General features: G+C 70.2%; 17 protein-coding genes. 12 read left to right on the top strand and 5 right to left on the bottom strand.

Going from position 1 to position 23,407, the window contains the following annotated elements:
• The first annotated feature begins 209 nt into the window (after positions 1-209).
• From P3H78_RS08995 to P3H78_RS08985, 3 genes are all read left to right on the top strand, one after another.
• The gene (locus P3H78_RS08995; RefSeq protein WP_276108304.1) at positions 210-2,684 is read left to right on the top strand and encodes a PQQ-dependent sugar dehydrogenase; all 2,475 of its coding nucleotides are present in this window, start codon (positions 210-212) and stop codon (positions 2,682-2,684) included.
• Between the two features lie 365 nt (positions 2,685-3,049).
• Positions 3,050-4,180 carry an alpha/beta hydrolase family protein gene (locus P3H78_RS08990; protein WP_276108303.1) on the top strand — a complete coding sequence of 377 codons (1,131 nt, stop codon included), beginning with the start codon at positions 3,050-3,052 and terminating at the stop codon, positions 4,178-4,180.
• A gap of 316 nt (positions 4,181-4,496) precedes the next feature.
• The gene (locus tag P3H78_RS08985; protein ID WP_276108302.1) at positions 4,497-6,293 is read left to right on the top strand and encodes an L-lactate permease; all 1,797 of its coding nucleotides are present in this window, start codon (positions 4,497-4,499) and stop codon (positions 6,291-6,293) included.
• A gap of 119 nt (positions 6,294-6,412) precedes the next feature.
• Here P3H78_RS08985 and P3H78_RS08980 read toward each other — a convergent pair whose 3' ends face one another.
• Together P3H78_RS08980 and P3H78_RS08975 are read right to left on the bottom strand one after the other, a co-directional pair.
• On the bottom strand, positions 6,413-7,942 hold the full coding sequence (locus tag P3H78_RS08980) for a CehA/McbA family metallohydrolase (protein WP_276108331.1): 1,530 nt from the start codon (positions 7,940-7,942) through the stop codon (positions 6,413-6,415).
• A 359-nt stretch (positions 7,943-8,301) separates the two neighbouring features.
• Positions 8,302-9,120 (bottom strand): TrmB family transcriptional regulator, encoded by an 819-nt coding sequence (locus P3H78_RS08975; RefSeq protein ID WP_276108301.1) that lies wholly within the window; start codon positions 9,118-9,120, stop codon positions 8,302-8,304.
• Between the two features lie 409 nt (positions 9,121-9,529).
• Here P3H78_RS08975 and P3H78_RS08970 point away from each other — a divergent pair, with 409 nt between their 5' ends.
• Positions 9,530-11,386: a putative Ig domain-containing protein gene (locus P3H78_RS08970; RefSeq protein WP_276108300.1), complete on the top strand. Its 1,857-nt coding sequence runs from the start codon at positions 9,530-9,532 to the stop codon at positions 11,384-11,386.
• Positions 11,387-11,500: 114 nt separating this feature from the next.
• Positions 11,501-11,935, top strand: a complete 435-nt coding sequence (locus P3H78_RS08965) for a hypothetical protein (RefSeq protein WP_276108299.1) — start codon at positions 11,501-11,503, stop codon at positions 11,933-11,935.
• Here the strand turns inward: P3H78_RS08965 and P3H78_RS08960 are convergent.
• Entirely contained in the window at positions 11,913-12,551 is a 639-nt protein-coding gene (locus P3H78_RS08960; RefSeq protein ID WP_276108298.1) for a serine/threonine-protein kinase, read from the bottom strand. The genes P3H78_RS08965 and P3H78_RS08960 overlap by 23 nt on opposite strands.
• Before the next feature lie 385 nt (positions 12,552-12,936).
• Here P3H78_RS08960 and P3H78_RS08955 point away from each other — a divergent pair, with 385 nt between their 5' ends.
• From P3H78_RS08955 to P3H78_RS08925, 7 genes are all read left to right on the top strand, one after another.
• Complete coding sequence (locus P3H78_RS08955) at positions 12,937-14,457, top strand: sensor histidine kinase (protein ID WP_276108297.1); 1,521 nt, start codon at positions 12,937-12,939, stop codon at positions 14,455-14,457.
• A gap of 74 nt (positions 14,458-14,531) precedes the next feature.
• Positions 14,532-14,924, top strand: coding sequence for a roadblock/LC7 domain-containing protein (locus P3H78_RS08950; RefSeq protein ID WP_276108296.1), 393 nt, complete (start codon positions 14,532-14,534; stop codon positions 14,922-14,924).
• Between the two features lie 3 nt (positions 14,925-14,927).
• The gene (locus tag P3H78_RS08945) at positions 14,928-15,314 is read left to right on the top strand and encodes a DUF742 domain-containing protein (RefSeq protein WP_276108295.1); all 387 of its coding nucleotides are present in this window, start codon (positions 14,928-14,930) and stop codon (positions 15,312-15,314) included.
• On the top strand, positions 15,292-15,912 hold the full coding sequence (locus P3H78_RS08940) for a GTP-binding protein (protein ID WP_276108294.1): 621 nt from the start codon (positions 15,292-15,294) through the stop codon (positions 15,910-15,912). The genes P3H78_RS08945 and P3H78_RS08940 overlap by 23 nt, the downstream gene beginning before the upstream one ends.
• On the top strand, positions 15,878-16,489 hold the full coding sequence (locus tag P3H78_RS08935; protein ID WP_276108293.1) for a GAF domain-containing protein: 612 nt from the start codon (positions 15,878-15,880) through the stop codon (positions 16,487-16,489). The genes P3H78_RS08940 and P3H78_RS08935 overlap by 35 nt, the downstream gene beginning before the upstream one ends.
• A 216-nt stretch (positions 16,490-16,705) precedes the next feature.
• Entirely contained in the window at positions 16,706-17,293 is a 588-nt protein-coding gene (locus P3H78_RS08930; protein WP_276108292.1) for a hypothetical protein, read from the top strand.
• A 630-nt stretch (positions 17,294-17,923) separates the two neighbouring features.
• Positions 17,924-18,889 (top strand): DUF1152 domain-containing protein, encoded by a 966-nt coding sequence (locus tag P3H78_RS08925; protein ID WP_276108291.1) that lies wholly within the window; start codon positions 17,924-17,926, stop codon positions 18,887-18,889.
• Between the two features lie 93 nt (positions 18,890-18,982).
• Here the strand turns inward: P3H78_RS08925 and P3H78_RS08920 are convergent, their stop codons facing one another.
• Entirely contained in the window at positions 18,983-19,291 is a 309-nt protein-coding gene (locus P3H78_RS08920; RefSeq protein ID WP_276108290.1) for a hypothetical protein, read from the bottom strand.
• A gap of 34 nt (positions 19,292-19,325) precedes the next feature.
• Complete coding sequence (locus P3H78_RS08915) at positions 19,326-23,267, bottom strand: polymorphic toxin-type HINT domain-containing protein (protein ID WP_276108289.1); 3,942 nt, start codon at positions 23,265-23,267, stop codon at positions 19,326-19,328.
• Positions 23,268-23,407: the final 140 nt, after the last annotated feature.

The following is a 23,407-nucleotide window of genomic DNA, read 5'->3' as shown; positions in this document are numbered from 1 at the left end:
CGTCCCGCCCCGGACCGCGCGACCGCATCCGCCTCCGTCCGCGGTCACATCACCCCCGAGACCCGTCGCCGGCGGCGTGCCCAGCAGGCCCTGTCCATCGCTGAACCGGCGTACGCGGGCCCGGGCATCCGGCCCCGGCCCGCCGCCCCGCGCGACGCGACCGCTCGCACGACGTGCGGCGCAGTGCCCCAAGAGAGGTAGGCAGTCACGTGCGTACACCAGTAGGCCGACTACTCGCCGCCACGTTGAGCGCAGCGCTCAGCGTGGGCGTCGCGGTGGCTGGATCGACGTCCGCGCACGCGCGGACCCAGGCATCAGGCAGAACGGCTGCGGCCGCCCCCGCGGCCGCAGCGTCCGACTTCCAGCAGGTCACCCTCGCCAAGGGAGCGGACCAGGTGGGCGAGCCCATGGGGCTGGCCGTGCTCCCCGACGGCAGCGCTCTGCACACCTCCCGTGACGGCACCGTCTACTACACGACCCTCGACGGTCTCACCGACGTGGCGGCGAAGCTGTCGGTCTACACCCATGACGAGGACGGGTTGCAGACCATCGCGCTCGACCCGCACTTCTCCAGGAACCACTGGGTCTACGCGTACTACGCGCCGAGACTCGACACCCCCATGTCCGACGCCCCGGACAACGGAACGGCCGCCGACTTCGCGCCCTACAAGGGCCACAACCAGCTGTCCCGGTTCACCTTCACCGACGGCAGGCTCGACCTGTCGAGCGAGAAGAGGATCCTGCAGGTCGGCACCGACCGCGGGCAGTGCTGCCACGTGGCGGGCGACATGCACTTCGACGGCAACGGCAATCTGCTGCTGAGCACCGGCGACGACTCCAACCCCTTCGCCTCCGACGGCTACGACCCCATCGACCGGCGGCCCGACCGCAACCCCGTCTACGACGCGGAGCGTTCGACGTCCAACACCAACGACCTGCGGGGCAAGCTGCTGCGGATCAAGGTGCACGACGACGGCACGTACACCGTTCCGGACGGCAACCTGTTCCCGAAGGGCACCGCGAAGACCCGTCCCGAGATCTACGCGATGGGCTTCCGCAACCCCTTCCGGTTCAACGTCGACAAGAAGACCGGCGTCGTCTACCTGGCCGACTACGGTCCGGACGCCGGCAGCGCGAACCCGCAGCGCGGGCCGGAGAACACCGTCGAGTACAACCGGATCACCAAGGCCGGCTACTTCGGCTGGCCCTACTGCATCGGTGACAACACCCCTTACGTCCAGTACGACTTCGCCACCAAGAAGTCCGGCCACGCCTTCGACTGCGCCCACCCGGTGAACGACGCTCCCCTGAACACCGGTCTGAGGAACCTGCCGCCGGCGCAGCCGGCCTGGATCTGGAACCACTACGCGGGCAACCCGAAGTTCCCCGAACTCGGCGGCCAGGGCGCACCGATGGGCGGCCCCGTGTACAACTACGACGCGGGGCTGAAGTCGGCGGTCAAGTTCCCCCAGAGCTATGACGGCCAGTTCTTCGCCTACGAGTTCAGCGACCACTGGATCAAACCGATCTCCTCCGACAGCAGCGGGAAGATCCAGTCGATCAACACGTTGACCGACGGCCACGACTGGGCCCACCTGGTCGAGCCCATCGACACCCAGTTCGGTCCGGACGGCTCACTGTACGTGCTCGACTACGGCAGCGCGTGGTTCGGCGGCTCTCTGGACGCCGGGCTCTACAAGATCGAGTACGCACCGGGCAACAAGGCGCCGACCGCGGTGATCAAGACCGACACCTCGTCGGGCAAGGCGCCGCTGGCGGTCACGTTCGACGGTACGGGCTCGACCGACCCGGAGAACGACAACCTCACCTACGCATGGGACTTCGACAACGACGGCAAGACCGACTCCACGAGTGCCGACCCGACGTACACCTACACCGCGAACGGCCAGTACCACGCCAAGCTCACGGTGACCGACCCGAGCGGCAGGACGGGCGTCGCCGCCGTCCTGGTCACGGTGGGCAACACCGCGCCGGTGCTGTCGTTCTCCCAGCCGCCGAACGGGCTGACGTTCAAGGACGGGGACCAGGTCGCGTGGAAGGTCGACGTGAACGACCCCGACGGCACTCCGGTGGACTGTTCCAAGGTCCAGGTCAGCTACTCCCTCGGCCATGAGATGCACTCCCACAACCTCTCGCAGGCGACGGGGTGCAGCGGTACGTTCTCCATGACTGCGGCGGGCCACACCGACGCCGAAGACTTCTACGGCATCTTCTCGGCGAGCTACACCGACACCTCCCCGACCGCCGGGGTGCCCGACCTCACCGGCACGACACAGATCGTCCTGCAGCCCAGGTCCCGGCAGGCCGAGTTCTTCCGCACGCAGTCCGGCGTGCAGACGAGCTCCGACGCCGGCGCCCAGGGCAACGCGGCGGTCACGTCGATCGACAACGGTGACTGGATCGAGTTCGACCCGTACGACCTCCAGGGTGTGAGCAAGATCGACTTCCGGGCCGCGTCGAGCGGTGGCGGCGGCACCATCGAGGTCCACACCGACGCGCCCGACGGCCCGCTGGCCGGCACGGCGACGGTCGGCGACACCTCCGGCGCCTACACGACGGTCGGTGCACCGGTGACCGACCCGGGCGGGACGCACAAGCTGTACTTCGTCTTCAAGGGCGGCAGCGGCGACCTGTTCCGTCTGGACTCCTTCACGATGAGCTGACACCGCGGTCCCGTCCGCCCCGCCGGGCCGTCACCGACGGCCCGGCGGGGCGGTCCGTCGGTGACGGCCCGGGTGACGGGCAGGCGGACCGGACGGCGTACTTCCGCGTGCCCTCCGCCCGTCGCGACGCCACAGTGGGACCGGAGAGGCCTGTTGGAAGGGAGCGCCCACCCGTGGGGATCCGGAGCCTGCATCGCTTCCCGGGGACGGGCGCCGGCAGAGGGCCACGCCGGCCGGGCAGTCCCCGGCTGCGCAGCGCAGCGGTCACGGTCGCGCTCGCCGCGGCGGCGGGTTGTCCCGTCTCCGGTCCGACGGGCCGTACGGCGACGTCCCACATCGCGGCGGAGCGGCGTATGACACCGGCCGTGACCAGGGTGGACCACACCTATCAGGTCCCCGATCCGCTGCCGGCCGCGGAGCCGGGCACGCTGATCGCGGCCACGGACCACGGTCGCGACGCACGGCTGGAGGGCGCCCGGCGCTACACGGTGCTGTACCACTCCACCGACGCGCGCGGTGCGGACGTCGCCGTCAGCGGCACCGTACTGCTGCCGTCGGGCAGCCCGCCCCGGCAGGGCCGGCCGGTGGTCTCCTGGGCGCACGGCACCACCGGCGTGGCCGACGCCTGTGCCCCGTCCCAGTCGCCGAACCTGGGCCTGGACGTCTTCGCCGAGGAGCTGCGCGCGCTCCTCCGCGCCGGGTACGCGGTCACCGCCTCGGACTACCCCGGACTGGGCACCCCGGGCCCGCACACCTATCTGGTCGGCGCGGACGAGGGCAACTCCGTGGCCGACATCGTCACCGCGGCGCACCAACTGCTGCCCGGCCTGGCGCCGGTGTGGTTCGCGGTCGGCCACTCACAGGGGGGTCAGGCCGCGCTGTTCGCCACCCACGCCGCGCGCCGGACGGGCGCCCAGCGTCTCGGCGCGGTGGTGGCCGTCGCCCCCGCCAGTCACCTGGAGGCGATGCTCGCGGGGGTGAAGGCCTCCCACGTGCCCAGCGAGCTGTCGTTCGCCTTCTACTCGCTGGTCGGCCTGGCCGCCACCGAACCCCGCGGCCGTGCGACGGACCTGTCCTCGCTGCTGGGGCCCTCGGCGGCCACCACGGCCTCCCGGGTGATCGCCGACTGCGTGACGGACAGCGACCCCGCGCTCAGGGGGGTGAGCACCGAGCAGATGCTGCCGCTGCCGGGGGACCGGTTGCGGCGCATGGGCGAGCGGATGGGCGCCTACGGCGATCCGGACCGCTCCGCCCTCACCGTCCCCACGCTGGTCGTCCAGGGTGACGCCGACGAGGACGTACCGCCCGCCTGGACCGACGAAGTGGTGGCCCACCTGCGCCGCCTGGACTCCCCCGGGCTGATCTACCGCACCTATGCCGGTGCGGGCCACAGCCAGGTCCTGGGCCGGTCCGTCTGCGACGTCCTGGCGTTCCTCCGCTCCCACGGCGGAGCCCGCTCCGTCGCCTGCACCCCGCCGCCCAGCAGCCGCAGTTGAACCGGCCGGGCGGCCCGCGGCCGTGCTCCGGGCCGCGCCCCGACCCACTCGTCGGCAGCGCGAGCCGACCTCCTCCTCGAAGCGGCGGCTCCGCCAGACCGACGCTCGGTCATGAGTCCACCATCTGGCGGGAGTTCGCCTGCAACGCAGGCCGCCTGTGACCCTTGACACAGCTCCTGCACCATTGCATTCTTCCACCATTCGGTTGGTGTCTACCGAGTAGTGGAATCGACCTCGAACTCGGCGAGCGCATCACGGTGCCGACCCGTCGCGCGGCCCAGCCCCTCCTCTCCGGTGTCGTAGAAAAGGGTGCTCCATGACTCTCGCCAACTACCGGCAGGACTACAGTCCGGTGAGCCATTCGCTCGGGCTGTCGTCCGCCATCGCCATCCTTCCCCTGCTCGTGCTGTTCGTCCTGCTCGGCGTGGTGCGGATGAGGGCGTGGCTCGCCTCGCTGATCTCCCTCGCCGTCGCCGTGGTGCTCGCGGTCGCCGTGTACGCGATGCCGTTGGCCGACGCGCTCGACAGCGGGCTGCTGGGTGCCGCGTTCGGCTTCTTCCCGATCATGTGGATCGTCATCAACGCGATCTGGGTCTACAACCTCACCGTCGAGACCGGTCACTTCGACGTACTGCGCAGGTCGTTCGCCTCCATCAGCGACGACCAGCGGGTCCAGGCGATCATCATCGCCTTCTCCTTCGGCGCCCTGATGGAGGCGCTGGCCGGTTTCGGCACGCCCGTCGCGATGAGCTCGGTCATGCTGATCGCCCTGGGCTTCAGGCCGCTCAAGGCCGCCACCGTCGCCCTGGTCGCCAACACCGCACCCGTGGCGTTCGGCGCGATAGCCGTGCCGATCACCACGCTGGCGGGCGTCACCGGCCTGCCCGTGGACGACCTGGGAGCGATGGTCGGCCGGCAGACGCCGATCCTGGCGCTCTTCGTGCCGCTGGCTCTGGTGTTCATCGTGGACGGCCGACGGGGGCTGCGTCAGACCTGGCCGCCGGCGGTGGTCTGCGGCGCGTCCTTCGCGGTCTTCCAGTATCTGTCCTCGAACTTCTGGTCCGTGCCGCTCGCCGACATCGTCGCCGCGCTCGCCTCCGCGCTGGCGGTCCTGGCGTTCACCCGGGTGTGGCACGCCGAGGAGACGTACCAGGAGAGCGACGAGGACGACGGCCTCGGCAGCGGCCTCGGCGGTGCCGGGGCCGCCTCTCGCGAGCCGCGGACGCCCGGCGGCGAACCGGACTCGGGCGGCGACGAGTTCGTGGACACCCGGGTGCTGACCCGGGCCCGCGCGGACGCCGACCGCGACACGCACGACTCACCGCTGGACGTCTTCAGGGCCTACGCGCCCTACCTGGCCATCATCGTGGTGTTCGTGCTGGCCACCCGGGTGCCGGCGATCACCGGAACGGCACCGGCCAAGGTCGGCATGACCGGTACCGGCCTGGAGTCGGTGACGCGCATCGTCAACTGGCCGGGGTTGCACATCATCAAGCCGAACGGCGACCCGGTCGCCACCACCTTCAAGCTCAACTACCTCTCGGCGGCGGGGAGTCTGCTGCTGATAGCCGGCCTCATCAGCATGGTCCTGCTCCAGGTCGGCCCGCGCCGCGCCCTGCGCGCCTACGGACGCACCCTGAACCAGCTGAAGTTCGCGGTGCTCACCGTCATGCTGGTGATCGGGCTCGGCTACATCATGAACGAGTCCGGTGAGACCACCACGCTGGGTCTGTGGGTGGCCGGCGCCGGCGGGGCCTTTGCCTTCCTCTCACCGATCCTCGGCTGGCTGGGCGTCGCCGTCACCGGCTCCGACACCTCCTCCAACTCCCTGTTCGGCGCCCTCCAGATCACCGCCGCCCACCAGGCCGGCCTGTCGCCCACCCTCATGGCCGCGGCCAACTCCTCCGGTGGCGTGCTCGGCAAGATGATCTCCCCGCAGAACCTCGCCATCGCCGCGGCCGCGGTCGGTTTCCAGGGCCGCGAGGGGATCATCTTCCGCCGGGTCATCGTGTGGAGCGTGGTGTTCATGCTCTTCATGTGCGTGCTGGTCTACCTGCAGAGCACCCCGGTGCTGGACTGGACGGTCGTGAGCACACCGACGGCGGCTCCCTGACAGGGACGGGTGCCTCGCCCCGTACGGGGCGAGGTGACGTCCCGGGCCCGGCTCGGCATCGTGCTTCGGGCGGGCGAAGCGGTGATCGGCCCGCCGGGTCCCGGACGTACCGGCGGTCGTCAGCCGCGTGAAGGCGGCGTCGCGTCCAGGAATACGGGGTTGGTCAGCGCGGCCATCGGGCCGAACATCAGCGCGGCCCCCATGGTGTTGCCCTGTCCCGGGGTGCCGTCCGGCATCGGGTGCCGGACTTCGGCGCGCACGTACGCGGCGAGCGAGGCGGTCGTCCGCCACACCACCGTGCCCGAACCGGAGGCGTCCACCGACTCCTGGTGCATCTGCCCCTCGTCCGTGATGAAGCGAACCGTCCCGCCGGGCACGCCCCGGACGTCGAGGCGGACATCCACCGGCGCGTCGGCGGGCACACCGAGCCTCTCGCCGATGCCGGCCTGCCTGCCGTGGCCGCTGGCGGTGAAGGTCAGCTCGACGGAGGACGACTCCGCGATCCAGTTCCGGCCGGCGCGGATGCCCTCCATGAGGGAGTCGGTGGCCAGGTCGTCCGCGAGGACGACGTTGTGCGGCAGGCCGATGACCTGCGGGTCGCTGTGCGCGTCGCTGTTGCCCATGGCCGGCAGCCAGCGCCTGCCGGCGCGGACGGCCTCACCGAGCTTCTGGTCCCAGGTGCTGACCGCGTGCTCGTCGTCGTAGGTCCACGGACCGGTCCACACCTCCGTGGCATCGGCGTCGTCGAAGCCGAACTTCCACTGGCAGGCCACGTACGCGCAGTACATGTGTGCGGGCACCACGAGGCCGCCGCCGCGGTGCACCTGTCGCGAGAAGCGACCGAGCGCGTCGTCCCGCGAACGGTAGCGCCAGTCGATCCACTCCCCCGCCGGGATCCCGAGGGCCAGCCAGTGCCCATTGCGGGTGGTCACCTCCTCACCGGTGATGATCAGCAGGTCCGGTCCGGCGTACCGGCCCCACACCGCGTGCGAGGCGGGTGTGTTGTGGTCGGTGGAGACCATGAAGTCGAGCCCGGCCGCACGCGCGCCGGACGCCACCTCGGCCGGCAGGCGCTTGCCGTCGGAGTACACGGTGTGCAGGTGGCAGTCGCCGCGGTACCAGTCGCGACCGCGCCCCTTGGCCCGCTGCGGAGGATAGTGCTTCACGTAGTCGGGCCCGGGCTCGCCGTAGGTGAGGGTCACCTGGACCTGGTAGTGCATGCCCTGCGGCGCCACCTGGTACGGGCCGAGCACGACGTTCCAGGTTCCGGCGTTGACGGGGCCCGGCAGATAGCCGGGCGTGGCATCGCTGTTGCTGATCTCGAACGAGGACCGGGAACCGCCGGACCAGCCGCGGAAGCCGCGGCCGCCGAGCGCGGTCCCCCGCTCGTCGAACACTCCGACGTCACAGGCGTTGCCCGGCGTGCCCGCGGGGACGGCGGGCTTGTCGTAGGAATACGAGACGGCGATCTTCTGCACGCCCCGGGGGACCTCCACCGGCAGGTGGACGAAGTCCGCGGCCCCGGTCTCCAGGAAGCCGGTGATGGTGCGGGTCGCCTCGGTGCCGGCGGCAGGTGTGCCGCCGGAGGTACCGTCGGCCGCCTGCGCGAAGGAGACCGGGAAAAGGGTCAGCGCGGCCGCACCGGCCATCCCCGCGCCGAGGAGCCGTCGCCGGCCCAGTCCCGCACCCGAGTCGTTCGCGGCCACGGCGTCGGGCGGGAGGGGGTCGGCGTTGTGCTCGCAGTGTCCGTCAAGGCACATGTTTCCTCAGCAGGGTCGGTGATAGGTGCACGATGAATACACCCGAAGCCCCCCAGATGCTCATCCGCCTCCGTGGACGGTCGATGGCCTCGGAGTGACGGCACAGCGGCGAGCGGGCATCGACCTGCTGCCCAGAGGTGGGGCGCGGTGACGACCCCGGCGTCCGCCCGGTACCACCCGGACCGTCCGGCCCGGCGCGGAGACCGGGGCCCGATGCCGCGCACCCGCTCCATCAGGGGTGACGCCCTTCAGACGCCGCGTGCGGTACCGGCCGGCTCGGCGCGCCCCCAGACGCTCTCGAACGTCAGTCGCAGGCAGTGGGCGAGCGCCGGGTGCTCGATGTAGAGCGCGGTGGTGGCGCCGGTGCCGGCCACCGGGTCCGGCATGTCGCAGAGCACGAGCGAGGCGTCGGCGATGATCAGCTTGAGCGGCAACTCGGAGGTGAACCGTGCCTCCTCCCCGGCCTCGCCGAAACACCGCACGTGCTCGAGGACTTCCGCGTCGCCGAGAGCGTCGTGGGTGTAGACGGCCCGGGCCCGGCCGCCTGCCCTGCGCAGCCGGCGCACCGCCGCGATCCCCTCGGTGTTGGCGACCGGGGCGAGGAAGGGCGGTCGGCAGAAGCTCAGCAGTTCGCGTCCGGCCTGTTCCTGAATGTCGGCGAAGCGCTCGGCGATGGCCTTGGGGTCGCGCAGCACCTCGATGTAGTCGAGCGGGTCGGTCTTGGTGCGCCCGTCGGACCAGACCGGCAGCAGAGCGGTGACCAGCGCCGAGGACACCTGCTCGAGCCGTTCCAGGGACTCGCGTTGCAGCGCCATGAGCCGGGCGGTGGCGAGTTCGGGTGCGACCGCGGAGAACGTGGCCACCCGGCCCTGGCGGACGGTGGCGAGCCGGCGCCGCACCAGGCCGTCGAGTACGTCGTAGACGCGCTGGCGGGGCACGTCCGCCTCACGCGCCACCTCGGTGGCGGTGTACGACTCGCGCCTGACCAGCGCGAGGTAGACCCGCGCCTCGTAGCGCGCCAGGCCCAGTGCCGTGAGGTCACCGACCGATCCGTCATCCACGTCCATGGGGTCACACGCTATAACCGTTACGCTCCGGACCCCCCGTGAAGGACGCGCGACATCAAATCCGTCCCGATTCCGACGGGTTGGGGCTCGCCTGCGCCCCTTGAACGAGGGAAAGACTTTGCCGTCGGCGGATAGTCGACCGGGGTGGAACTCAATAGCATCACATCCGGCCACCACTCTCCGGGGTGGCAGTACAGCTCACATCGAAGAACGTGCGCTCCCCCAAGCCCCCCGGCACCAGTTGACCAGCGTCGTAGCCAACAGGCGACTTGTCATGCTCTGGTCACCCCCGCTTCTCGCCGTGGGGCGCCGACTCCCCAGGAAGGTCAGTCTTTTGCGATCGCAGAACCCGGACCACGCGAGACCCCACCCGCTCCGGCGGTTCACCCGCCACGGATCCGCCGTCCTGATGTCGGCCGCAGCACTGGTGGTCGGCGGCATGGTGGCCGCCGCACCCCAGGCGGCAGCCGCCGCGCCGAAGGCGTCGAGCCACTCCGTCGTCAACCCGTACAGCCCCGCGTACAAGCACGCGTACCGGCACGGCGTCGTGCCGACCCTCCAGCAGCACGCCAAGATGAAGGCGTGGGCGAAGTCCCAGCCGTCGACGGCTGCCGCGACCGGGCCGGAGACGCTCGCCTACGGCGGCGGCATCGACGGCATCGGTGTCCAGAGCGGCCACTCCAAGGTCTACCTGGTCTTCTACGGCAACCAGTGGGGAACCCAGGGCACCAACAGCAAGGGCGACGCGACCTTCACCGGTGACGCGGACGGCGCCGCGCCGGTCGCCCAGGAGATGTTCAAGGGCATAGGCACCGGCAACGAGCTGTGGTCGGCCGACCTGACCCAGTGGTGCGACGGCCCGAACGTCTCGGCCGGCGCCACCAGCTGCCCCTCGAACGCCAACTACATCCCCTACCAGAGCGGCGGCGTGCTGGCCGGCGTCTGGTACGACAACTCGACCGCCTCGCCGAGTGCCGCGTCGGGACACCAGCTCGGCGTGGAGGCCGTCAACGCGGCCGCCCACTTCGGCAACACCACGGCCGCGTCGAACCGTGACGCGTACTACGTGATCCTGTCCCCGCACGGCACCAACCCGGACTCGTACCAGGGGCAGTACTGCGCCTGGCACGACTACAACGGCGACTCCACGCTGACCGGTGGCGCGGTGACGTCCAACTACGGCGACATCGCGTTCAGCAACCAGCCGTACAACATGGACTCGGGCGCGGGCTGCGGCGTCGGCTTCGTCAACTCGCCCGGAACGCTCGACGGCTGGACCATGACCCTCGGCCACGAGTGGCACGAGATGATGTCGGACCAGAACCCGGCGGGCGGCTGGACCAACCAGACCGGCAGCTCGTACAACGGCCAGGAGAACTCCGACGAGTGCGCCTGGATCTCGCCGGGCTCCACCGGCGGGGCGGCCAACATCACCATGGGCACCGCCGGCACCTTCGCGGAGCAGGCCAGCTGGTCCAACGACACCAACGCGTGCGCCATCTCCCACCCGATCGTCGGCGGCGGCAGCTCGGGCAACACGGTCACGGTGAACAACCCCGGCAACCAGACCTCCACGGTCGGCACCGCCGTCTCGCTGCAGATGAGCGGTTCGGACTCGGCCTCGGGCCAGACCCTCACCTACAGCGCGACGGGGCTCCCCGCCGGGCTGAGCATCTCCTCCAGCGGCAAGATCACCGGCACCCCGACCACGGCCGGCACCTCTTCCGTCACGGTGACCGCCAAGGACACCACGGGAGCCTCCGGCAGCACCTCCTTCACCTGGACCGTCAGCAACACCGGCGGCGGCTGCGCCAGCCCGGGTCAGAAGCTCGGCAACCCCGGCTTCGAGACCGGCACCGCCTCGCCGTGGACCGCCAGCACCGGCGTGATCGACAACTCCAGCGGTGAGCCGGCCCACTCGGGCAGCTGGAAGGCCTGGATGGACGGCTACGGCAGCGCCCACACCGACACCCTGTCCCAGTCGGTGACCATCCCGTCCGGGTGCAGCGCCACCTTCTCCTTCTACCTGCACGTCGACACCGCCGAGACCACCACGACCTCGGCCTACGACAAGCTGACCGTCCAGGTCGGCTCCACGACCCTGGCCACCTACTCCAACCTGAACGCGGCGAGCGGCTACGCGCTCAAGTCCTTCAACCTGTCCAGCTACGCCGGCCAGACGGTGACCCTGAAGTTCACCGGCACCGAGGACTCCAGCCTGCAGACCAGCTTCGTCGTCGACGACACCGCCCTCAACGCCTCCTGACCTTCTGAGGCCCCCGGGCACAGTTCGACACGCTCCGCCCCGGCAGGGAACCACGGCCGGGGCGGAGCCGTCCCATCGGCACAAGAACGCCCGGAAATGAGGAGGGGCTCGTTCATGACGCTCCCGCGCACCCACGTGGCACTCCGCTTCGGCGCATGCCTGGCTCTCGCCACCCTCTCGGCCTGCGGCGCCGACACCGTGCAGCCCGCCGCGCCGGCCACGCCCGCACCTCTCCGGCTGGACGAGCACGCGAACCGCACCACCGTCTCGGCCACGGTGGGCACCCCGGTGGTGGTCACGCTGCACAGCACCTACTGGTCCGGCCTCACCAGCAGAACACCGGCCGCCCTGGCCGCCGCCGGCACCCCTCGGGTCGCACCGGCCCACTCCTGTGCCCCGGGCGCCGGATGCGGCACCGTCGAACTCGACCTGCGGGCCGTCCGGTCCGGCTCGGCGGAGATCACGGCCCACCGCACCAGTTGCGGCGAGGCCCGGCCGTGCGTCGGCGGCGCGGGCACGTACACCGTCACGGTGAAGATTCGCGGATGAGCCGGACACCAGCAAGACCCCTGGTGAACAGGGGCCTTGCTGGTGTCCGAGGGATGATTCGACGGCTGACGACACGGTCGTGGTGGCGCAAGAGAGGCTCTACCTCTGATGAGGTGCGTTCGGGAGACAGGGTGACCCGCAGGATGGCGTGAGCAGCGGCGTGGGATCCGGTGATCACGTAGATGCCCACGGCGGCCGCCGGCAGCACCATCGCCCGGAGCGCCCTGCGGACGCGCCGTCGGCGCACGAGGCGTTCTTTCCGGGGATCCTGGGCCGGCGGCAGCTGGGTGTGCCCAACCGTCGCAGGCGGAAACGGCGGCGGCAGGGTGACCGTCGTGGCACGGCCTGCCAGTACCTTCCCGATGGCGTCGCGCATCTCTTCGGCGGTCTGGTACCGGTCCGCACGATCCTTGGCCAGGGCGCACAGCACCAGGGTGTCGTGGGCGGCAGGCAACGGCGGGCCCGAACAGCGAGTCAGGCCCGCACCGGACCCTGGCGGCGCCGCCAGGGTCCGGTGCGGAATCGCGTCGAGCAGGAGCATGAACTGGTTGAAGCCATGACGGTTCCCTCCGGTTGGCGGGACGGCGACCGGAGTGCCGTACACATCGGTGATCAAGCCTTTCGGTCCGGCAGTTGCTTGCCACGCGGGTGGCGAGAGCAGCGCTCGCGGTTGGCCTGCGGCGGCACCCGGGCCAACAGCAGAGGCAACCCCACACCTCCGCGAGGTGTCCGCCGAGCAACGAGCCGATCCGCACCAGCCTCATGGTGACGGCCGCAGGCATGATCCTGTCCCCCCGTGCTCGTGGCCGTGTACGCGCGCGACCGGGACGGGCGCGCCGAAAGCGAAGTCGAAGGACAACGGTTCGATCTCTGTGCGCGCCAGGGGCTGACACCGGAGTCCTGGTACGCGGTACCGTGCGCGCTCGGTCCGATCATCGTACTGTCCGGGGACTGTTATGCCTGAGCCTTCCACGCCGCCGGACGACCGGCAGGTGTCACCCATGACCGCCCGGACGGCCGAGTCACGAAGTGGATTCCTGAGGCGGCGTCAGGTGCTGGCAGCCGTGCTGCCGCCGGGCGTGGTCGCCGTGACCGGTGTGGTGGCCACCGCGCTGGTCAGCGATGGCCACCTGGACCGGGCGGACCAGGGAGCGGTGTTCACCGCCCTGGTCCTCATCGGCGCCGTGGCGTCCGGGATCGCGGGCATACGGGCTTCGGCGAAGGCCCGAGCAGTCACCAGGCACTGGGCGGAGTTGTCCCGCGCGGCCGACCGGAACCGTGCCGAGCTGGCCGAGCTGACCCGTGCCACGGCGGAGGGCAGGGCCGAACTGGAGTCGCTGTGCCGCCGGTTGCGGGCTGGGGAGCGGGCTGTGCGGCGCCGGCCGGAACTGCCGCCGCAGACCGGCCCGGACGAACTCTCCCGCCTTGGATTCGAGATCGCTGCGGCCCGGCACGAGGCGGAGGCAGCCCTGCTGGAGACTGCCGCCTGTGCGGTCGGTGCGGAACACAGCTCCCGACTGGAGCAGCTCGAGGTGTTCGCCAACCTGGCGCACCGCCTGGAGTCCCTGGTGCACCGCGAGATCGGCCTGCTGGACAACCTGGAGAGCGAGGTCGAGGACCCCGACCTGCTCAAGGGGCTGTTCCGGGTGGATCACCTGTCCACCCGGATCCGCCGCTACGCCGAGAACCTGGCCGTGCTCGGCGGCGCGAACACCCACCGCCAGTGGACCCGCCCGGTCGGCCTGACCGACGTGCTGCGTTCCGCCGTCGCAGAGATCGACCAGTACGCTCGGGTCAAGCTGGTGCCGCCCATCGATGGAACGGTCAGCGGCCACGCCGTGGTCGACGTCGTCCATCTGCTGGCCGAGCTGCTGGAGAACGCCACGGTTTTCTCACCGCCCCAGACCACCGTGCACGTGCGGGTGGAGCCCGTCGCCGCGGGGGTGGCGATCGAGGTCGAGGACCGGGGCCTGGGCATGTCCCCGGCCGAACGCAACCAGATGAACACCGTTTTGAGTGCACCCGACAAGGTAGCCCTCGGCGAGCTGCTGCAGGACGGCCGGATCGGCTTGTACGTGGTCTCCGCCCTGGCTCAGCGGCATGACATCGCCGTGCAGTTGCTGAGCAACGTCTACGGCGGCACGCAGGCCGTCATGGTGCTGCCCAAGGCACTGCTCGGCCCGCAGCCCGCAGCTCCCGCGTCCGTCCACCACACCGTCCCGGCCTCTGACGCCGGGCCGCAGGACCCGGTGGAACCTGGGACGGCGGACCCCCGTGCCACAGTGGTGGGTGTCCTTGCGGATCCGCTCGTGTCCGAGTCCGGAATCCAGCCCGCCCCGGTGCCCTCCGACGGCGAGGACGACCGTCCGCGGCTGCCTCGGCGACGCCGCCAGGACCACGCCGCCGAACGGCCGCACCCGGTCCCCAGCGCCGGTGCCGCCGAAGACATCGCACACGACCCGGGCCTGATGGCCGCGTTCCAGACCGGACTGCGCAGAGCCGAGGAAGCGGAGACGCACTGACAGCCGAGCAGCCCCGAAGGCCCGGGGCCCCGTCCAGCAAGCCGTTTCCTTCCGTCGAAGAGGAGTACACGATCGTGGCGAGCGAAGACCTTTCCTGGCTGTTGACGGGTCTGGTGAACCGGGTGCCACACACCCGAAGTGCCTTGTTGCTGTCCTCGGACGGGCTGGTGAAGGCAGCGGAGGGACTCGACGAGGACGCCGCGGACCAGTTGGCCGCCCTTGCCAGTGGGCTGTACTCGTTGGCGCGCAGCGCGGGCCGGCACTTCGACGACGGCGGTGACGTGCGGCAGATCGTGACGGAACTCAGCACCTCGCTGCTGTTCGTCTCGGCCGCCGGGCACGGCGCGGTGCTGGCGGTGCTGGCCGGACGCGAGGCGGACGCAGCGGTGCTGGGCTACGAGATGGGGATGATGGTGAAGAGCGTGCGCCCGCACCTGGCCACACCGCCCCGGCACCCGGTGGGGTAACCGATGACGCCGGTCCTTCCGGACGGACCGCTGATCGACGAAGCGGTCGGGCGGCTGGTCCGTCCCTACACCGTGAGCGACGGCCGGACCAGGGCCACGTCCCACTTCACGCTCGTGACCGTGGTGCAGGCCACTGGCGCCCAGACGCAGGGCGCCTTCGGACTGGACCATGCGCAGGTGCTGGCGCTGTGCGAGCGGCCTGTGAGCGTCGCCGAGGTCGCGGCCCGGATGCAGGTGCCCGCCGCCGTGGTCAAGGTGCTGCTGTCCGATCTGGCCGAGGGAGGAGCGGTGGTCGCAGATGATGCGCCCCCGCCTTCCCCGGGCCACTGCGCACGACCTGATCGAGACCTCCTGGAAGCGGTACGCGATGGCCTCCTCAAACGACTGTGATCCGCTGCCCGCCGGAGTCCTGCCGGTGGGAATCAAGGTGCTCATCGCCGGCGGGTTCGGCGTGGGAAAGACGACCTTCGTCAACGCGCTCAGCGAGATCGAGCCGCTGAGCACCGAGGAGATACTGACCGCCGTCAGCGCGGCCACCGACCGGCTGGACGGAGTGGAGAACAAGGCCACCACCACGGTGGCCCTGGACTTCGGCCGGATCACGCTCAGTCCGTCCCATGTCCTGTACCTGTTCGGCACGCCGGGGCAGGAACGCTTCTGGTTCATGTGGGACGAGCTCTCCGAGGGAGCGCTGGGGGCGGTGGTCCTCGCCGACACCCGCAGGATGGAGCACTCCTTCGCAGCGGTGGACTTCTTCGAGCGGCGTGGCATCCCCTTCGTCGTGGCCGTCAACGAGTTCGACGGCGCCCACCGCTACCGCGCGGAGGAGGTGCGGACCGCTCTCGACCTCACGCAGGAGGTGCCGGTCGTGCTGTGCGACGCCCGCGTCCAGAGCGCGGGCATCCGCGTGCTGCTCGAACTGATTCAGCATCTGCTCACGACAAGGAGTTCCCATGGCAGCGACACCGACCAACTCCTCCGGGCCTGAGTCCGGGATCGCCCTGCGCCACCTGCTCCTTCCCCCGGAGGACCCACAGGTGCGTACCCGAACCGAGCGGCTGCGCGAGCTGGGCATCGAAGCCCGTCCGGATACGGAACTCGACGCCTTCGCACGGAATCTGGCACACCGTACCGGTGGCTGCTACGCCGGCGTCAACTTCTTCCTCGACGCCGACCGCCAGTACTTCGCAGGGCTGTACAGCATCGCACAGGACACCACGGTCCACGTGGGACCGCCGTTGCTGGAGGACCCGGTGCCCGGCCGCGTCATGCCCCGCGACATCGACATGGGCATCTGCCCGCACGTGGTCAAGCGCCGCCGGGCGCTGGTGCTGGAGGACATCCGGGACTTCCCGCGGTTCGCCGGCAACCCCGTGGTCGACGCGATCGGCGTCCACTCCTACCTGGGCGCACCGCTGATAGACAGCACCGGCGTGGTGCTCGGCACGATCTGCGTAGTCGACCAGGACCCGCACCCCTGGGGGCGTACGGGGCTGGAAACGATCAAGGCCATGGCCGCGGAACTGGTCGAACAGCTCGAGGAGTCGGCGCGCCGTCGGATCTGACCGGCGCTGCCGAACCCGCACGCGGCCGCCCCGGAAAGTGCCCGGCGCGGCCGTCCAGCACCCGCCCATAGCGAAAATTGAGCCTTCGAAGCCGCCCAGCGGGCCCGCAGGCAACGCGCCCGCACCTACCAGCGGCAGGAACGCCCTAACCGGCGAAGCAGCCGGCGGGTCTACGTCCTACGAGGCCGGGCGAAGTGCACTCCGTGCGGACGCAAGATGCAGCCCTCTGCGATCCGCGACCGCGTCTACTACCGATGCGAGTACGAGGAACAGGAAGCAGCCCTCTACCCCGGACTCGATCATCCGCGCACCATCAACCTGCGCGAAGACATCATCTGCCGGGCACGGGATGCATGGATCGCCCGCGCCTGCACCCCCGAGCGGCTCACCGCCACCATCACCGCACTCAGCCAGGCCGGCATCGCGGCAAACGCCGCACAGCCCCAGACCCCCGAGCAGGCCCAAGCCCGCCCGGCGATCAAGGAATGCGAGCGGCGCCTCGCCCGCTACCAAGCCGCCCTCGGCTCCGGAGCCGACCCGGCCGTCGTCACCCAGTGGATCAACGACGCGCAACTGACAGACTCGGAAACATCGCACAACGTGTCCAAGCCGCCGACGCCGAGGAGAGAGAGCCCCTTTACGACGTCCTGGGCGTCACGATCATGTACGACAACGCAACGAGGACCGCGACCGTTAGGTCGAGGCCCTCGATTCCGCATCGCTATAAGGAGTAAGGAGTGTCCGAGGGGCGAGTCGACCGCTGACGATACGGTCGTGGTGGCACGAGGGATTCTCTACCTTTGATGAGGTGTGCGGGGAGGCAGGATGACCCGCATGATGGCGTGACGTAGCGCCCGGCTGCGAGGCGAGGGTGTCTGCTCACGCACTCGGTCGACGGGCGTGCCAGGGTGAGGGCACACTCGGTGCCGGATGGGCTGGACGCGTACGCCGACTGCCTGAGCGCTCGATCGGGCTTCATTCATCGTCTCGCCGATCAGCGAGGGTGCCGCGACCCGGGGACGACAGGGGCCCACTGCTGGTGACGTCTGCACCCCAAGCCTGAACGCCACAGGGCGGTTGGGCCCCCCGGCAACCTTCCCATCGTGGAGGCAACGCTAGTGCACCTCGCGGTAGAACGCCTGCCCGGCAACCTCGGCCCGAAGCCACTGGCCGTGTGGTGCGCCACGTTCGGTGGCCGGGATGACGCGGCGTTGGCCCTGGTCGACGAAGACGACAGATGGCGGGCTCCCTGCCGGCCCGGTGCGCTGGGGCCGGATGGTCACCGACCGGCCGGGCACCGCCTGTGAGACCTGGGGCGTCCCCGACATCGCCCAACGCTCCAACACCAGGCAACGCCACGAGCGCCTCGCCCGCCTCACCGCACAGGAAACGGCCCGAGCCTATGGACTGATCGGGCGTTGCTAGGGTCTGGTGGTGATCTCCCTCCGTGAGCCCGTCTTCTTCACCCGCCTGCGCGAGGCGGACCGGGTCCTCGTCGCCGGTGCGGGCGGGGGCTTCGACGTCTACGCCGGACTACCCCTGGCCCTCGCACTGCGGTCGGCCGGCGCCCAGGTCCACATGGCCAGCCTGTCCTTTTCCGACCTGTACGGCCTGGACCTGGGATCCTGGGTGGCGGAAGACGTCGCCGCCGTCCGCCCGGACACCCCACTGCGTGGCGACTACTTCCCCGAGCGCTCCCTCGCCCAGTGGCTCCACTCGCAGCAACTGCCCGACACCGTGTACGCCTTCCCCCGCACGGGTGTCCAGCCGCTGCGCGCCGCCTACCGGGCCCTCCTGGAGCACTTGGGCGGCGTGGATGCGGTTGTACTCGTGGACGGCGGAACCGACATCCTGATGCGCGGGGACGAGCACGGCCTCGGCACTCCGGAGGAGGACATGGCCAGCTTGGCGGCCGTCGCCGGGCTCGACGAGGTCCCGCACCGGCTCGTGGTCTGCGTGGGCTTCGGTGTGGACGCCTACCACGGGGTCAACCACTCTCTGGTGCTGGAGAACCTGGCCGCCCTGGACCGCGCCGGAGGCTACCTGGGTGCGTTCTCACTCCCCCGCAAAAGCCCTGAGGGTGCCGCCTACCTCGACGCGGTGGCCCATGCCCAGCGGTGCCACGCAAGTCATCCGAGTATCGTGCACGGCTCCGTTGCCGCCGCCGTGCGGGGAGAGTTCGGCGACGTACGCTTCACCGAGCGCACCCGCGGCAGCGAACTGTTCGTCAACCCGTTGATGGCACTGTACTTCTGCGCCGATCTGCCCGTCCTCGCACGCGCAAACCTCTATCTCGATCAACTGGAGGACACCGTTCTGATGCGCCAGATCAGCTCCGCCATCGCTGCCTTCCGCGAGGAACTGCCCAGGCAGCGGCCGCCCCGGGCATTCCCGCACTGAGCCCGGCAGCAGCATGAAGACTCCTGTACCGATGAGCGAGTTTGCGATCCTCTCGCGCAGCGGCACAGGAGTTTTGCATGAACTTTATGGATCTCAGTCCGTCGGCCTGAACGGTCCAAAGCGGGAGGGCGTCATGGAGTTCCCCTCATCTTCGTGCCATTGACAGTGTGTCGCATGGACATAGCCAACACCCTCGTTGACGATGAACCATTTTCCTCGCGGGCTCTCGATCTCCACCCCCGGCATGATGAACTGATCGTCCTCGTGCACCTCAAACCGGTCGAAATCGGTGGGTAGATGCATAAAGTTGACGTTTGAGAAGAGCACGTCCACTCGAGTCGGGGAGTACTCGGTCAGGCTGCGCAGGAGCAGTCGCTGATAGCTTACCGAGTAGTCCCACACCCGAAACCTGCGTTCCCATCGAGCAGGAGGCATTTCAAGAACCCCCTAGGTACTTGGATCCCGAAAAGACTTCATCGGTGACGTCTTTTCCTCCCAGATAGAAGGTGAGCCTGTTCCGGGGCAGCTCACCTACGCGGTAGGCTCGTTCCAGGTATGCCATCTCCTTCTGCGTGGTATACCAATATTTCCCCTGGCCTTCCTTGACGGCGTCGTCGAAGAGTTCGGCGGGGGTTCCACCGGCCTTGCCTCCCGACAATTTGAAGCCATCAAGGCGCACATGTACGTGCGTTTCGGGATGGCCGTTCAACACATCGCGAACGGCAGCCAAAGCGTCCTCCATGGAATTGCCCATGAAATGCGTGTAGCCGTTGCCGTTCGCCCAGTCCTCAAGCCCGTGATCGGAAGTCCCGAGCGCGACATCGGGAATTTTCGCGTCACAGTTGTGCACGAGGATCGGCGTCGTGCCGGCCAGCACATAGTACGTGTGGAAGCTGTCGACTGTGAGGTTGTAGGTGCGAGTGTGCTGGTCGAAGGGGCGGTTGGCCTGGACCCGGACGGGGGCGTTGTGGGTGCTGAGGAGGGTGGTGCCGGGTGTGAGGTCGTGGGCCTTGATCCAGTGGTGTGCTGAGGGGCTCCAGAAGGGGTGTTCGTAGGTGGCGGTGAGTTTCCGGGGGCCGTCGGGGGTGGCGATGGTGAGTTCGTCGAAGTGCTTGTCGCCGTCGGTGATGATGAGACGGCTGACCTTGCGGGGTGCGGTGCGGCCGGTGAGCGGGTCGGTGGCCAGGACGGTGTCGCCCGGGTGGATCGTCTCGATGCTCCGCGGGCCGGCGTTGGCCATGAGGACTTTGGTGCCGGCTGGGAAGCACTGGGTGCACGCCTTCAAGTAACGGAGGCGGCGCAGGTCCTGAAGCGCTTCCACGCCTTCTTCGAGGAGCTTCCACTTGCTGCGGAACGCCTGGTCTTCAGCGAGTTGCGTGCAGGCTTCGAGGTCGCCCTTGCTGCAGGGGTACCAATTTCCGAGGCCGAAGTCCTTCTCCACGGTCCACAGCTCTTCGGCCGCGACCTCGGCGCCGGGGCCCATGGAGGCGAGGTCGCACAGCACCTCGTTGTGCTGGCAGTAGCGGGCCGGGTGTTCCACGGGGTCGCAGCCGAGCATGCCGCACCGGTAGCGTGCTTCATCCTGGGCCCCGGTGTCCTTCTCGGCGGCCTTGCGTTCGGCTTCCTTCTTCTGCACGGCCGCCTGGAAGGCGTCCGCGAAGGCCTGGTCGGCGGCCTTGGAGTCCTTGCCTGCCGCGAGTTCGGAGGCGCGGCCCTGCTCTCCGGCGGTGTAGGCGGCGGTGGCGGAGGCCTGGGCCCACTGGGCGGAGCCGGCGGCGTCGACGGCGGAGGTGGCCGCGTCGCTCGCGGCCTGGTTGGCGGAGGCGGCGGCCTTGGAGGCGGTGTGGGCGGAGGCGGCCGCCTGGTCGGCGGAGGCCTGCGCGTCCTTGGCGGACTGGGCCGCCTGGTCGGCGTAGCCCTTGGCCTGCTTGGCCGACGCATCGGCCTTCTTCGCCCAGTCGGCAGCCTTGTCCTGGGCCCTGGCCGCGAGAGCGGCGGCCCTGTGGGCCTGGGCGGCGTTCTGCTGGGCGGTGGCCGCAACCCCGGCGGCGTCCGCGATCAGCTGGGCGATCTGCGCGGTGTGGGTGGCGCCGAGGAAGTCCTGCCGCTGCGCCTTGTACTGCCCGACGTGGATGAACTGGTCCATCAGGTCATCGGGGCCCTCCAGGGCGATGCGGGCCGCGGACTTCACGTCCGGGCCGCTGGCGCTGTTCTTGGGGTCGGCGAGCTGGGCGGCGCGGACACGTTCGTCCTGGTTGCGTGCCTGGTACTGGCCGGTGGTGAGGAACTGCCGGTATTTCTGCGGGTCATTCGAGTCCAGTGCGGCGCGGCCGGTCTGCTGCACCACAGGTCCGCTGGCGTCGATGATTTGGGCGATGGCGACCCGGAAGTCCTGTGCCCCGGCCTCGTACTGCCCGGTGGCGAGGAACGCGGAGACCTGGTCGTCGCTGCCCTTGAGCGCGTCCTCGGCGGCACTGCGCACCGAGGCCAGGGAGCTTTCCTGGGCCAGGGTCTGCACGCGGTAGCGGTCGTCCTGGTGGGCGGCCTGGTCACGGCGGGTGGTGAGGTAGTCGAGGACGTCTTGGTCGGTGCCGGTCAGGGCGTTCTCGGCGGCGCCCTGGCTCCACGGCCCACCGGTCTGCATCGTCGCCAGCGCGACCTTGCGGCCGGCCGGGGCAATGGTCTTGGGGTCGGCTCCGGGCTGGGCGGCCTGCGCCGCCAGGCTCTTGGCCTGGGCGTCGGTGTCCTTGGCCTGCTGGGCGGCTGCCGTGTCGGCGGCTGTTTGCTGGTCCTGCTGGGCCTTGAGGTCCTTGGCTTTGGCGATGCCGAGGTTGGTGCGCTCGGTCAGCTCCTCCGTCTCGATCTTGACGGTGGTGACGTGGGTCTTCTGGGCTTTGGCGACGGCCGCGGTGGCGGCGTCGGCCGCGCCCTGGGCGGCCTTGGCGTGTGCCGCGGACTGGGCTGCGGCAGTGGCAGCTTCGCCGGCGTGCTTGGCCGCGTCATCGGCGTCCTTGGCGGCGTTGTCCGCATGCGTGGCCGCCGCGTTGGCCGCGTCCTCCGCGTCGCTGGCCGCGCTGGCCGACTCCGCGGCCAGCGACGCAGCCGAGTTGGCGGCGCGGTTGGCTTCCTGGGCGTGGCGGTGGGCCGCGGCTGCTTCGGCACCGGCCTCGGAGGAGTGGACGCCGGCCTGGTTGGCGTAGGTGTTGGCCTGGTCGGCGGCGTCGGCGGCGGCGTCGGCGTTGGTGCCGGCGTCGGCGGCGGCCTTGGCCGCGTTGCCCGCGTCGGCCGCCGCGTTGCCGGCCTGCTTGGCGGCGTCCGCCGCCAACCGTGCGCCCTTGGCTGCGGTGCGGGCGTCGTCGGCCGCCTTGCGCGCCGCGGAGGCCTTGCCCGCGTCCGTGGCCGCGTCCGCGGCGGCACTCTGCGCGCGGGATGCGGCCTGCGCGGCACCCACCGCCGCCGAAGCGGCCTGCTCGGCGGCGCTCGCCGCCAGCCGGGCGGAGTTGTTGGCGGCGGTCGCCGCGTCGATCGCTTCCTGCGCGGCCTCCGCGGCCTGCTTGGCCGCCGACGCCGCCCGGCTGGCCGCCGAAGCGGCGTGCACCGAGTCGTTCTTCGAGGCCTGGGTCTCGGCCGCCGCCTTCTGTGCAGCCTCCTTGGCCAGCTTCGCCGCCGTCACGGCGCGCGCGGAGGCGTCCTTGGCCGCCTTGGTCTGCGCGGCCGCACTGCTCCCGGCCTTCGTGGCCTGCGCCGCCAGCTGGGCGACCGTGGCGTGTTCCTGGTCGCGGGCGCGCGCCACGTACTGGCCGACCTCCAGGAACTCGTGGATGTCGTCCGCCGAACCGTTCAGCGCGATCCGGCCTGCCGCCGCCACGTTGGAGCCGCCCACGCTGATGATCTGCGCGACCTCGACCCGCTCGTCCTGCGCCCGCCGGTCGTATTGGCCAGTCGACAAGAACGCCCTGATGTCGTCCGGCGTCCCGTTCAGCGCGGCCTGCCCGGCCTTCTTCACCTCCGGACCGCCCGCATCGATGGCCTGCGCGACCTGAACCCGCTGATCCTGAAACAGCGGGTCCTGCCAGCCGGAGTCCAGGAAGTCCTCGAGGTCGTGTTGTGTTCCGTCCAGCGCCTTGCGGGCCGCGTCCTGCAGACTCAGTCCGCCCACGCTGGCGAGCTGGGCCACGGCGACACGCTCGTCCTGGAACGTGGCATCCTGCGCTGTGTCGAGGAAGTGGCGTACGTCATCGTCACTGCCGGTCAGAGCGACTTCCGCGGCGGCACGCACCTCGGGGCCGCCCGTCGACCACAGGTCGAGCGCCCGACCGCGGTGGGTCACCTCGTCGGTGGCCGAAGTGCCGCCACCGGTCGGAGTGCCGTCGGCCATCGCACGGGAGGCAGTGCTCCCGAGCAGGCCGATTATGAGTGCAAGAGGCAGCAGACACAGACAGAGCATCCGTGTCGTATGCGCAACTCTTCTCACCGCGATGCTCGCGGGTTTCCTTGTTTTCAACTGTCTCTCATATC

The sequence above is a fragment of the Streptomyces tropicalis genome, assembly GCF_029269835.1.
Lineage (GTDB): Bacteria > Actinomycetota > Actinomycetes > Streptomycetales > Streptomycetaceae > Streptomyces > Streptomyces tropicalis.
This window is presented reverse-complemented; position numbering and strand designations above follow the sequence as displayed.

Bases quoted from the DNA above. Each gene is read 5' to 3' on its own strand.
- P3H78_RS08965 (WP_276108299.1), top strand. From the start codon at position 11,501: ATGACGCTCCCGCGCACCCACGTGGCACTCCGCTTCGGCGCATGCCTG.
- P3H78_RS08930 (WP_276108292.1), top strand. From the start codon at position 16,706: ATGCAGCCCTCTGCGATCCGCGACCGCGTCTACTACCGATGCGAGTAC.
- P3H78_RS08955 (WP_276108297.1), top strand. From the start codon at position 12,937: ATGACCGCCCGGACGGCCGAGTCACGAAGTGGATTCCTGAGGCGGCGT.
- P3H78_RS08985 (WP_276108302.1), top strand. From the start codon at position 4,497: ATGACTCTCGCCAACTACCGGCAGGACTACAGTCCGGTGAGCCATTCG.
- P3H78_RS08940 (WP_276108294.1), top strand. From the start codon at position 15,292: ATGGCCTCCTCAAACGACTGTGATCCGCTGCCCGCCGGAGTCCTGCCG.
- P3H78_RS08980 (WP_276108331.1), bottom strand. From the start codon at position 7,942: ATGGCCGGTGCGGCCGCGCTGACCCTTTTCCCGGTCTCCTTCGCGCAG.
- P3H78_RS08935 (WP_276108293.1), top strand. From the start codon at position 15,878: ATGGCAGCGACACCGACCAACTCCTCCGGGCCTGAGTCCGGGATCGCC.
- P3H78_RS08970 (WP_276108300.1), top strand. From the start codon at position 9,530: ATGTCGGCCGCAGCACTGGTGGTCGGCGGCATGGTGGCCGCCGCACCC.
- P3H78_RS08945 (WP_276108295.1), top strand. From the start codon at position 14,928: ATGACGCCGGTCCTTCCGGACGGACCGCTGATCGACGAAGCGGTCGGG.
- P3H78_RS08915 (WP_276108289.1), bottom strand. From the start codon at position 23,267: ATGGCCGACGGCACTCCGACCGGTGGCGGCACTTCGGCCACCGACGAG.
- P3H78_RS08975 (WP_276108301.1), bottom strand. From the start codon at position 9,120: ATGGACGTGGATGACGGATCGGTCGGTGACCTCACGGCACTGGGCCTG.